Genomic DNA, 11,315 nt, shown 5'->3' on the forward strand with positions numbered 1-11,315 from the left:
CTCCGACTGCGGCGCCGGCGTCCGCTGCATACCCATCAGAGCCAACGGACTGGGCGAATTCCGGGGTTATGACCGCTCCCCCGATAAGCAGCTTGCAAGTATTTAGGACACCGGAATCTTTGAGGTAGTTAGCAGTTTCGCTCACATTAGGTAAAACCGTACTTAGTAAAGCAGAAATGCCCACGATCTGGGGATTTTCCCTGATGATGGCCTCTTTAAATTGCTCTTTAGGGACATCCACTCCGAGATCAATAATTGCAAACCCTGCTCCCTTGAGCATCATCATGACCAGATTTTTACCCACATCGTGCAGGTCCCCTTTGACCGTTCCCAGGACAACTTTTCCCTCTTGTTGAACTTCTTGATTAACGATCAAGGGTTCTAAAATTTCCATTCCGGCTTTCATGGCTCTGGCAGCGATCATCATCTCAGGCAAGAAGATTTCGTTTCTGGAAAAAAGAAGTCCCACTTCATCCATGGCCGCATTCATTCCTTTGGAGATGATATCCTGAACCGAAATCCCTTCCTCCAAGGCCTGATGGGTCCATTGTTTGGTTTCATTCCATTTCCCTTTCAAAACAGACTGATAAATTTGTTTTAACGTGTCATTCATCTTCGGATTTCCTTTTTTAATCAGTATAACCTCCGACTTCCCTAGCATAACGGAACATTTCCAATACGGCTTCAGGACTACATCCGGAATGGATAGAATTGCTGTCCGATAAAATATACCCACCACCTTCTTTGGCTTGCTCCATGCATCGATTCACTTCCGCCCGCACCAGATCCAGGTTTTCTTGGCAGAGAGCAACCCCGCAATCGATATTTCCGGCTAAAATCAAACGATCCCCGTAATCTTTTTTAACCTGACTTAAATCAACCCCGGCGGTAGGCTCCAGAGAATGGACACCTCGAATTCCCGACTTCACAGCGGTTTCCAGTAAAGGCACAATATAACCGTCTGAATGCCAGAGAAGGGGGATTTCCACCTTTTTGGCAATATATTGATAACAAGGAACCATTAACGCATCAAATTCCGTCGGGGCAATAAAGGTTCGTTGCTTGAAAGCGGCATCATCGCCCATTAAAATCAGGTCTGCACCTAATTCCACTCCGAATGCTGCTACCTCGGCAAACCATTTGGTCCGTTCCCAGATGAGCTTTTCAATAAAAGCCCGGTTATCCATGTATAAATAAAAAAATTCTTCAAACCCAATACTTTCCATGGTTAAACCAAAAGGTCCGGTATGGGAAGTAAAGCAAAAAGCCTTATCGGGGTGTTTTTTAATCAATGTTTTGATTCGCCCGGGATCGATTCTTTCCTCTAGTTTGAGTTCCGGAACATACCGCCCTATTTCCTCTTCACTGCGGACAACTCCGCCCACATAAGATCCTCTTTTCCAAATTCGACCGAACTCATCACACCCATCCCACCCCCCATAGGTTCCCCCCGAGGTCTGCATACTTTCCGGAATTTCCTGGCTGAGTGCCGCATTCAACGGGATTCCTTGGCACCAATTCTGACTATATAGGGGATAAACATCCAATCCCAGAGTTTCCAGCGTTCTTTCAAAGGTGCCTCCTCCAAATTTTCTAATAAATTTCGGATCGATTCCAAAGGTCATCAAAGGAACCCTATCCGGTAAGCGTCCTTCTAATACGGCTAAAACACGTTCTTTTGAATTCATGTTATTGTTACTCTCAATTCTCTTCAGACCGAAGGATCTGTATTCTGACCAGGTATTAAAAAATTCGTTTTAACTCTTAATCCCCAAATAGGCTTCGACAACCTGGGGAGCATTTAGGACTTCTTCCGGTGTTCCTTCGGCGATCTTGGTGCCAAAGTTTAAGACCGTAATGCGATCGGTTAAATCTCCGACCATTTGCATATCGTGTTCCACCCAAACCATGGATAAGCCTATCTCATGTTTCATCCTCAAGATAAAACGGGCCAAATCTTCCTTCTCTTGACGGTTCATTCCGGCTGATGGTTCATCCAGGAGCAATAGTTTAGGTTCCATGGCTAAGGCCCTTCCAAGCCCGACTATCTTTTGCACCCCATAAGGTAAGCTGGAGGCCTCTTGTTTTCGATATTTCCCCAATTCCAAAAAGTCGATGATTTCTTCGACCACCTCTCGATTTCTTATTTCTTCAGACTTGGTTTTCCCCCAAAAAAAGGCATCCGAAAAAAAATGACTTCTAGTTTTTATGTGGCGACCGATCAGGAGATTTTGGAGGACTGTCATCTGTTGAAAAAGTTCGGCATGCTGAAAGGTCCTCGCTATTCCTCTTCTGGCGGCCACAGAAGCGCGCGTCCCGGCAAGATTATTATCCGCCCAAAGAATTTCTCCCTGGGAAGGATGATAAATACCGCTTATACAATTAAAGAGACTTGTTTTCCCCGCCCCATTGGGACCGATCAAGGCCATTAACTCCCCCGGCCGGACCGTCATCGAAACATCGCTCAAGATCTCCAATCCCCCGATGAAGAGAGAAAGTCCTTTTAAATAAAGTTGTTCTGCCTTATCCATACCATCTACGGGTTCGCCGGTATTGTTTGACCTCTCGGTAACTTTTCCGGGATTGCTGCTCTCCCCGTCCCAAATAAAATTCTTGAATGTCTTTATGATTTTTAAGTTTTTCAATATCTCCGGCATAAACCAACCGACCGTTCTCGATGACGTATCCATAATCGGCGATCTCCAGGGCCGCTGTGGCGTTCTGCTCCACGAGGAGGATGGAAACCCGGTTTTCTTCTCGGATGGTTTTGACTAACTGCATTAAGTCTCTGACCACCAACGGGGCCAGCCCCAAAGACATTTCATCAATCAATAACAACTTCGGTCGGCATAACAACGCCGCGGCCAGAGCCAGCATTTGTCGTTCACCACCGCTTAAATATCCTCCCAGTCGCCTTTTGATCCGCCTCAGGACCGGAAAGTAATCCAGAATCTTCTGGTCCTGCTCGCCGGTCAGACCAGCGGATAGGTGCAAATTCTCTTCGACAGTTAAATGCTCAAATACCTTATTCCGCTCCGGCACAAGGACAATCCCTTTTTGGGTGATAATATGCGGCGGTTTGTTTTGGATCTCTTCTCCTTGAAAACAAATCGAACCCTCGGTGACTTTGGCATTATCCAAACCTAAAAATCCGGATATGGCCCGAAGGATCGTTGTCTTTCCGGCACCATTCGTTCCCAATAGGGCCACAATCTGATTGTCGCCGATATTCAAAGAAATGCCCTGAATGGCGGTAATGACGTGATGATAAACGACCTCCATTTTTTCTATTTGGAGCAGCAGCCTGTCATTCACGGCCATCACCCTCTCTAGAGGTTCAATCATGGCCTATTTCCCCACGGGTTTGTGTTTAAAGGGCCAGAGGATAAAATAATCTCTTAGGCGTCTCCAGATGCCGGCCAACCCGCTGGGTTCCAGTATCAGAAATATAATCATCACCAACCCAAAACTGGCGTATTTGATGGCGAACATGTATGTGGTTAATCTGGAAGGTATGGCAAAAATATTCACTAATGCGTCTATGGCGTAGGGAAGTAAAACCACGAAACCCGTCCCCAAGATAGCGCCTAAAATAGATCCCAATCCGCCAATAATGATCATGGCCATATACTCAATAGTCATGAGCATAGAAAAGGCTTCCACCGAAACAAACCCGCGGTAGTAAGCCAAAAGACAACCGGCCAGGCTGGTCAGGACGGAACTGACCACAAAAGCCAATACCTTATAGTAAGAGACATTAATCCCAAACGACTCAGCGGCAATATCTCTGACGCGGACAGCGATCCAGGCCCTCCCGGTCCGCGAACGAATGAGGTTAATCGCCAAAAGAACAACTAAAACGTCAACAATCAACAGGAAGAAATACCAGAATCGAGGATCTTCCAGTCGCAGGGTTCCGATGGATGGGGGATCCAGCACGACTCCTGAAGCTAAGCCCCTCTTCGTTTCATATTCGGACCCGAAAAAAGTCACAATGAAATGGAGAGATAAGGTACTCAGGGCTAAATAAAGCCCCTTCAAACGTAAGGAAGGGAGACCAAAAATAATTCCCAAAAGGCCGCCGGTTACGGCTGAAGCCGGGAAAGTGATGAAAAAAGGGGCCTGAAGCTCTTTAAATAGTATGGCCGTGGTGAAGGCCCCGGCGGCAATCAAACCCGCATGGCCAAGGGAAATTTGACCGGCATATCCCGTTAAGATCATCAGTGCCACGGAGCCAATCAGGGCCAAGAGAACCTGATTAGCGAGGTCGAGAAAAAAAGTGGAAGCCAGAAAGGGGAGCACAACTAAAGCGGCCAGTAATAAGAGAAGGGCGACCCAGCGCGGCTTGGTTTCCACGATAGTTAAATCTTTGGCATAGCTGGTTTTAAAGTATCCGCTGGAAAAGGCCATTTCAGACTCTCTCCAATTCTTCTTTGGTCCCGAACAATCCCCAGGGGCGGATCAGGAGCATGGCCACCAAGACGGCAAAAGGAGCCACATCGCTGGCCTGGGGGCTGATATAGTTTATGGCTAAGATTTCAGCCGTGGCCACCAACAGGGCAGCCGGAATGACCCCACTCAGACTGTCTAACCCGGCGACGAGGACTACCGGAAAGGCTTTTAAACCAATGATAAACATTCCCGGATCCAGCCCGGAATCGCAAGCTTGGATCATACCGGCTAGACCTCCGATAGAAGTGGCTAAGCCCCAGGCCAGGGCGTAATATTTGTGGATGGCAATTCCCCTTTGGGAGGCCAATAACGGATTTTCTCCCACGGCCCTCATTTTTATTCCCCAGCGGGTGTATTTGATGCCAAAGGTCAAGATCAAAAATACCCCCAGGGCACTGGCTACTTTAACTAACCCGAAAGTGGGTATCTGAGCCCCCCCGATAAATTGGAAAGAAGAGGCTCTGATACCCATGTATTGAAGTGGAAACCAGGATTGCGAGGTCCAGGTCAGGGTAATCAATCCCCTGAGGAGGATACCCAGGGAAATAGTGACCAAAACAGCGGTGAAAACAGACTCACCGGTCATTAGACGCATCAAAACAAAATAGATGACCAAGCCCAAAGCCAAGAGGAGGATGAAGGCCAGAAGGAAGGAAGTCAGGGGGGAAACGGTCATCCCCATGATGACGATGGTCAGCAGAAAATAACCTCCCAAGGACATTAACTCCCCATGGGCCAAGTTTAATACCCGGCTGACCTGATAGATAAGCACATAGCCATAGCCGATCAGGCAATATAAAGAGGCTAAGACCACTATGTTCACAATAAGCTGCATAGGCTTTATTTAACGGTATAAGGTGTCCACTCTTTGACATGAACGACCTTTTTCTGGTTTGAGGACCATTTATAGGCCCGATAATAATTCACCGTCCTGAAGTGGTTGTTTGGGGTCCAGACTAAAGGGCCCCCGCGAAGTTCTTTCATATCCAGATTGAGTTGATTCATGGCCGCCTTTACTTTCTCCGGGGTTCCCGGCCAGGAGGTCTTTTTCAAAACTTCTTCTAAGACCATGGCCGCTAACCATCCTTCGGTGAGTTGGGTATAGGGATAAATCGTTTTTTCTTTGGCCGCCGTATTGCGGATCTTTTGATGGGTTGATGTATTATCAGCGAAAAGGCCGTTTGCTCCGAAGACAAAGAAATCATCATCCTTAAGCCGTTCCAATTCCTCTTCGGCTTGAATATGGGCAAAGGCCAGATATTTTCCTTTCCAACCCAGTTTACGCAAAGCCTCGAAGGTTTTTACCTGGGTGGCCCAGGGAGCCCAGGAGTATACCCAGTTAGCCCCTGCATTTTTAATCTTGGTGGCAAAAGGAATGAAGTCCGGGGTTGTGGGAGGAATCGCTTCTTTCTCAACCACGACGAAACCCAAAGGACCAGCCAGTGTCTCAGCAAAATCGATTTCCCCACGGGAGATAGGGATATTCATGGAGACCAGCCCAAGCTTGACCGGTTCTTTGGCCTGCTCTTTTATGAAGGACATGGCAAATCGGCTATCGTACTTGGAGGCAAATCCTGATGAACAGAACTGGATGTCGTCGGCATTGGGCGGGTACACTTCATTCGGACAGACCGCTCCCGCAAAAAAAATCGGAACATTATATCGCTTAGCGGTCTGAATCATTGGCGCATAGGTACTGGATAAGCTGGCATTCATCAGTAGGATGACCTTATCTTGGGTGATCAATTTTTTAGCATCAGAGGCAGCTTTGGAAGGCTCGGCGGCATTGTCTTCGAAAATGATCTTCACCGGATGTCCGTTAATCCCACCCTTGGCATTTACTTCTTTAAAATAGACATCCAGGGCATCTTTTACCGGTGCATAGATTTCAGAACCCCGCCCGGTGATGGCCATGCTGATTCCGACCACATAAGGCTCCTGGGCCAAAGTAAGCCGGAAAGACAGAAGGATGCCGATAACAACCATACCCCATATCCGTAATTTTTTCCCACTCATGGTTCCCTCCTTACAAATATTTATTGGTTAGGTTAAAACATCACCGATTTCTGAAGCGACCAATCTTTCTTCCTGACTGTCATACATGGATTCAATCAAGGTTTGAAACTTGGAATACATCAGTTGCCGTTTGACCTTGCGCGTCGGGGTAACGGGCTCGTCCTCTTCCTCCGGATTCAATTCCTTGGGGATTATTCTGAAAGTCTTGATTTGCTCGACTCTAGCCAGGTCCTCGTTGGCTTTTTTAATTTCAGTCTGGATCAATTTAAAAACCTCCGGATGTCCCGCCAAACTGGAAAATCCAACGTAAGGAATATTATGAACACGGGCCCAATCAGACACCGTTTCATAGTCGATCTCGATTAAGGCTGTCAGATATTTTCGGTTTTGACCGAACACGACAACTTCATTGATGTAAGGGCTGGAACGCATTAGATTTTCAATATACGTCGGGCTTAAGGTTTTTCCGCCGGAGGTGACAATAATGTCCCGGGCTCGGTCGATTATTTTTAAATTGCCCACAGCGTCCCACTCTCCCACATCACCCGTATGGAGCCGCCCTTCTGGGTCGATGACTTCCTGGGTCGCTTCCGGATTTTTCCAATAGCCATCAAAAATATCCTGCCCCCGGACCAATATTTCTCCGATTTCCGAAAAAGTTATCTCCCACCCACGGGGCGGTTGACCAACATCTCCGGGACGAGGGAAGGTGCCTTTTTGGGCCGAGATGATAGCTCCGCCCGTCTCGGTCTGTCCGTAAAACTCAGATAGATTTACCCCATACATTTGCCATAAGGCCATCACCTCCGGAGGAAGGGGGGCCCCTGCCGAGAGGGCAAGCTGAAGATGGGCGAATCCGATTTTATTGAGAATGGGTCGAAAGGCGGCCTGATAAAGAAGCCCATAGGCCAGGTGCAGTCCCAAGCTCTTCTTTCCCTCCCAGACTTCCTTAATATATCGGCGTCCTATTTTTAAGGCGGTGCGATACACAGCTTTTTTTAAGGCGGTAGAATTTTCGCAGCCGACCAGGATCCCGGAGGCATATTTTTGAAGATATCTTGGAACCATGAATAGCACTGTAGGAGCGACTTCAAATATGGTTTGATTCAAGTCTTCAATATCTTCTCCATAATGAGGAACGATTTGGGTCAGTAAGGGTAACGTAATGGCCACATCTTTACCTAATACATGGCACAAGGGAAGAAAGACGACTGTTCGGTGGGGCGTTTGGGCTAAAATCGGGTAACAATCAATTAAGGTGTAAGCCCCGGCTACATGTTTCCCATGGCTGAGAACAACGCCTTTAGGACTCCCGGTTGTTCCTGAAGTATAGACAAGGCCCATAGGGTCCGATGGTTTGATCTGTTGGACCAGAGTTTCAAAGGGTTTAAGACTTGAATCGAGTTGTTGCTGCCCGAATCTGAGAACATCCTCATAAGCCATAAGGGAAGGATGGTCGTATAGAAAAACGCCGCGGGTATCGATGACGATGATTCGTTTTAAATTGGGGAGACTTTCCATCAAAGGCAGAACGCGGTCCACATGTTCTTGGTCCTCGGCAACAAATACGCTGGCACCGCCGTCTTGGATCAAGTAGTGAACTTCTTTAGGAGAGGAGGTGGGATAAATACCATAAGGGATGGCTCCTACGGATTGGGCTGCCAGTTCGGCTATGGTGTATTCTTCCCGAGGATCCCCCATAATGGCCATTCGATCTCCCGGGCTAAGTCCGATTTCCTTCAATCCCAGGGCACAATGAGCCACCATCAAACAAAAATCCATCCAAGATCGTTCCTGGTAAATCCCCAGTTTCTTGGAACGATAAGCCACTTCCCGGGGATGAGTTTGAGATTTGGACCAAAGGAGACCTGGAAGGGTCTTCTGACGCAACTGTTCATATTTTTGAAGAGAGTCATCCATCAGTTACTTTTCCTCTCCGGCGGGACTGGACTCCTTCGATTCTTTTCTCAATATTTCGAAAAGATATTCGGCTTTTTTTTGATCGGGATGTTTCATCCCTTGGACCAGAATATCATAGATAATATCCAGTTCCTCAAAGAGGGAATAGCTGCGATCTTTCAGTAACCAACGGATGACTAGGTGCTCGATCGTACCCAAAACCAGAGCCCGGGCCAAATAGGGATTCAAGTCGGGTCTCATTTCCCCGGATGTTTTTCCCTCTTCAAATATCTTTAGTAGTTCAGCATAAAATAATTTGACATTTTGATAGACTTCCGTGGTCATAAAATTGGGGTTGGTCTTTAGGAAAAGAAAGACGACTTGGGCGGTTAACTGATCTTTTTCAATAAATCGCAGGTACCACCAAATAAATTTCCTAAGTTTATTAAAAGCACCTACCAAACCGTAAAGTTGTTCTTTTATTTCCCCTAAGGCCTTCTTTACCCAGACATCCGGTATGGTTAATAGGAGATCTTCCTTTCCATCAAAACATTCATAAATTGCCGATTCCGATGAACCGGCCTCCTTGGCTATTTTTGAAATTGTTGCTTGTTGATATCCTTGCTCGACAAATAATTTAGTGGCCGCCTTGATGATCTTTTCTTGATTGGAGTTGGATTTTTCTGGAAGAGCCATAATAACGCCGTTTTTTTTATTAACCTATTTAAATCAATTAATTTTTATACTATAATTATTATAGTTTATAATTTTTATAAAATATCAATTTGAAAGTCAAGAGAAAAATGAGGTAAAATTAAAAAATATTACGAATGCTTGTTTTTGATTTTGTCCAGCCTTATTTCCGGATATTTTTCATTATAATAATATTAAATAATTTTAATTAGTTAATTAAAAAATAAAAAATGATTTCACAAAAAAACATTATAAATAATTAAAAATGATGTTTTTAAATATTATTAAATTTTATACAACTATAAGATTTTAATATAAAATAACGTTTTAAAATCTGAATAAACCGGTCTTAATTTTCAAATTTTAAGATAACATATTATTTTTATTTATAATTTAAAGATATAGATCTTAATACGAAAATTGAAAATACAGGCAAAAGGCACGAGGCGAAAGGCTATAGGAGAAATCATTCATTTAAAACAAAAATAGGGTTCGAGGATCTATGTCCCATCAGTTCTATTTTCCTGTTTGGTGGTGCCACGCTAATGACCGGGCGGAGTCCTATAAATGAAATACTCTGTTCTTGAAGGGATCTGGAGGCTATCGTCTATCCGCCAACCCGAGCCACTTTTCAAATTTGGCCGGATCGGCTTTAAGTTCGGATCTGGTCCTCTGATAGACGATGCGGCCCCGCTCCAAGATGACGGTCCTATCGGTCAGGGGGAGAATCTGTCGGGCGTGCTGCTCGACGATGAGGATGGCTAGACCACTCGACCGGATCATCTCGTCGATGGCGGCTCAAAGCTCTTGAACGACAATCGGGGCCAATCCTTCCAAGGGTTCGTCTAGAAGGAGGAGTGACGGGTTCAAGACCAGAGCCCTGCCGATACAGTTAAGAGGAGCCATTGAGATTTGTAGGCAGGAAGGAACCGAGCTCCGAATAACTTTTCCGATGGAGGAAGTGTTTAAGTTGTACTGTTTCAGCTTTTTGTGGGACGGCCTAAAGATATCAAACGGAAATCTCCAAATTAAGCACATTCCAGGACTCCACATTAGTGAAAGGGGAGGATTTGGTTTAAATACTTTTCTATCTTCTCTACGACAAGATCTAAAGGCCGGACATCCTGAACCACGCCTACAGACTTATCAAAGCGAACAATGGTTCTTCTGAGTTTATTGGCGCCTTCACGGCAGAAAATAATGAAAAACATTCACCGCCACTGAAACTGAAACAGCAACAGCGGATTCACATTAACGCATGTTATGTGATCCGCTGTTGCTGTTTCAGTACCATATTTTTCATTATTTCTTAACCAATTAGCCGGTAAATTTCGGAAGAACAAGGGAATAACCATTAGGTGGATAAGTGATAAGGTATTGTAACCGACTATCGTTGAGATTGTTTAGAAAAGGGAGGAGAGTTGTGGGACCATAAAAAAAGGGCCTAACCAATATTGGGTAAGCCCCTTACTTAGATTGAGTTAACGTGGTGCCGAGACCCAGAATCGAACTGGGGACACGCGGATTTTCAGTCCGCTGCTCTACCGACTGAGCTATCTCGGCACAAATTGGAACTTTAAAGATTCTAAAGAATTTGTCAAGCAAAAAAACCGATCTGGAATCAATCAGTGGTCCTTTTTAGGAGCAGGGCTGATTTCCAGGTCCTCCAGGAACAGCTTCAAGCCCTCTTCCTCGGTTTCAGGGCCTTTTGATCCCTGGGGAGCCCTTCCCGGATCTATTGGAAATAGGTCGAAGTCTTCCAGGGAAAGCTTTGGCCCTGGGTCCTTCTTCGCTGGTTCGGGAACATTTGGGGCTTGGGTTCTTACCGTTTCCATTACCCTTTCCCGTCCGGCTTCTTTTTGGGCTATCAGAGGCATCCGTTCCAAGATTTCTTGTATGGAAATCGGATTCGGGCGTATCTCCGGGAGGTTCAGTAAAAGCCTTTGGGCGCTCAGATCGGCTTTGCATTTGGGACATTGAACCGAATAATCAAAACTGACATAACCGCAGTTAGGACAACGCATATTTCTCTCCTTTACTTTTGGACCCCATATCTCCCCATAAAAATTGGAGCAGGCAGACCAGGGCCAGGGCAGCGGTTTCTGATCGTAAAATCCTTGGGCCCAGGGAAATGGGAACAAACCCATTGTTTTCGGCTTGCAGGACTTCCTCTTTATTAAATCCCCCCTCAGGTCCCACCAAAGCAAAAATGGGGCCTGGTGGAGACGGTTGCCATTCGATTTCTTTCAAGGTCC

12 protein-coding genes and 1 tRNA gene are annotated in these 11,315 nt (G+C 45.9%); all 13 read right to left on the reverse strand.

What is annotated here, in order from left to right:
* On the reverse strand, positions 1-613 hold a 613-nt coding region (locus HY879_22660; GenBank protein ID MBI5606147.1), incomplete at its 3' end, for a cobalamin B12-binding domain-containing protein.
* Positions 614-629: 16 nt separating this feature from the next.
* Entirely contained in the window at positions 630-1,688 is a 1,059-nt protein-coding gene (locus tag HY879_22665) for a hypothetical protein (GenBank protein MBI5606148.1), read from the reverse strand.
* Between the two features lie 69 nt (positions 1,689-1,757).
* Positions 1,758-2,531, reverse strand: a complete 774-nt coding sequence (locus HY879_22670; GenBank protein MBI5606149.1) for an ABC transporter ATP-binding protein — start codon at positions 2,529-2,531, stop codon at positions 1,758-1,760.
* A complete protein-coding gene (locus HY879_22675) occupies positions 2,524-3,321 on the reverse strand; it encodes an ABC transporter ATP-binding protein (protein MBI5606150.1) in 798 nt (265 codons plus the stop codon). The genes HY879_22670 and HY879_22675 overlap by 8 nt, the downstream gene beginning before the upstream one ends.
* A 27-nt stretch (positions 3,322-3,348) precedes the next feature.
* The gene (locus HY879_22680) at positions 3,349-4,410 is read right to left on the reverse strand and encodes a branched-chain amino acid ABC transporter permease (GenBank protein MBI5606151.1); all 1,062 of its coding nucleotides are present in this window, start codon (positions 4,408-4,410) and stop codon (positions 3,349-3,351) included.
* 1 nt (position 4,411) lies between these two features.
* On the reverse strand, positions 4,412-5,275 hold the full coding sequence (locus HY879_22685) for a branched-chain amino acid ABC transporter permease (protein ID MBI5606152.1): 864 nt from the start codon (positions 5,273-5,275) through the stop codon (positions 4,412-4,414).
* 17 nt (positions 5,276-5,292) lie between these two features.
* Positions 5,293-6,468, reverse strand: a complete 1,176-nt coding sequence (locus HY879_22690) for an ABC transporter substrate-binding protein (protein ID MBI5606153.1) — start codon at positions 6,466-6,468, stop codon at positions 5,293-5,295.
* Positions 6,469-6,495: 27 nt separating this feature from the next.
* The gene (locus HY879_22695) at positions 6,496-8,388 is read right to left on the reverse strand and encodes an AMP-binding protein (GenBank protein ID MBI5606154.1); all 1,893 of its coding nucleotides are present in this window, start codon (positions 8,386-8,388) and stop codon (positions 6,496-6,498) included.
* A 3-nt stretch (positions 8,389-8,391) separates the two neighbouring features.
* Complete coding sequence (locus tag HY879_22700; protein ID MBI5606155.1) at positions 8,392-9,063, reverse strand: TetR/AcrR family transcriptional regulator; 672 nt, start codon at positions 9,061-9,063, stop codon at positions 8,392-8,394.
* A gap of 597 nt (positions 9,064-9,660) precedes the next feature.
* Positions 9,661-9,843, reverse strand: coding sequence for a hypothetical protein (locus HY879_22705; GenBank protein MBI5606156.1), 183 nt, complete (start codon positions 9,841-9,843; stop codon positions 9,661-9,663).
* A gap of 704 nt (positions 9,844-10,547) precedes the next feature.
* Positions 10,548-10,623 (reverse strand) — tRNA-Phe (locus HY879_22710).
* A gap of 62 nt (positions 10,624-10,685) precedes the next feature.
* On the reverse strand, positions 10,686-11,084 hold the full coding sequence (locus HY879_22715) for a hypothetical protein (GenBank protein ID MBI5606157.1): 399 nt from the start codon (positions 11,082-11,084) through the stop codon (positions 10,686-10,688).
* Positions 11,071-11,310 (reverse strand): RsmE family RNA methyltransferase, encoded by a 240-nt coding sequence (locus HY879_22720; GenBank protein ID MBI5606158.1) that lies wholly within the window; start codon positions 11,308-11,310, stop codon positions 11,071-11,073. The genes HY879_22715 and HY879_22720 overlap by 14 nt, the downstream gene beginning before the upstream one ends.
* Between the last annotated feature and the right edge of the window lie 5 nt (positions 11,311-11,315).

The sequence above is a fragment of the Deltaproteobacteria bacterium genome (assembly GCA_016219225.1).
In the GTDB taxonomy this organism is placed as follows: domain Bacteria; phylum Desulfobacterota; class RBG-13-43-22; order RBG-13-43-22; family RBG-13-43-22; genus RBG-13-43-22.

Excerpts from the sequence above, each read along its gene's own strand:
- HY879_22695 (MBI5606154.1), bottom strand. The coding sequence starts at position 8,388 with ATGGATGACTCTCTTCAAAAATATGAACAGTTGCGTCAGAAGACCCTT.
- HY879_22675 (MBI5606150.1), bottom strand. The coding sequence starts at position 3,321 with ATGGCCGTGAATGACAGGCTGCTGCTCCAAATAGAAAAAATGGAGGTC.
- HY879_22665 (MBI5606148.1), bottom strand. The coding sequence starts at position 1,688 with ATGAATTCAAAAGAACGTGTTTTAGCCGTATTAGAAGGACGCTTACCG.
- HY879_22705 (MBI5606156.1), bottom strand. The coding sequence starts at position 9,843 with ATGATCCGGTCGAGTGGTCTAGCCATCCTCATCGTCGAGCAGCACGCC.
- HY879_22680 (MBI5606151.1), bottom strand. The coding sequence starts at position 4,410 with ATGGCCTTTTCCAGCGGATACTTTAAAACCAGCTATGCCAAAGATTTA.
- HY879_22670 (MBI5606149.1), bottom strand. The coding sequence starts at position 2,531 with ATGGATAAGGCAGAACAACTTTATTTAAAAGGACTTTCTCTCTTCATC.
- HY879_22700 (MBI5606155.1), bottom strand. The coding sequence starts at position 9,063 with ATGGCTCTTCCAGAAAAATCCAACTCCAATCAAGAAAAGATCATCAAG.
- HY879_22715 (MBI5606157.1), bottom strand. The coding sequence starts at position 11,084 with ATGCGTTGTCCTAACTGCGGTTATGTCAGTTTTGATTATTCGGTTCAA.
- HY879_22690 (MBI5606153.1), bottom strand. The coding sequence starts at position 6,468 with ATGAGTGGGAAAAAATTACGGATATGGGGTATGGTTGTTATCGGCATC.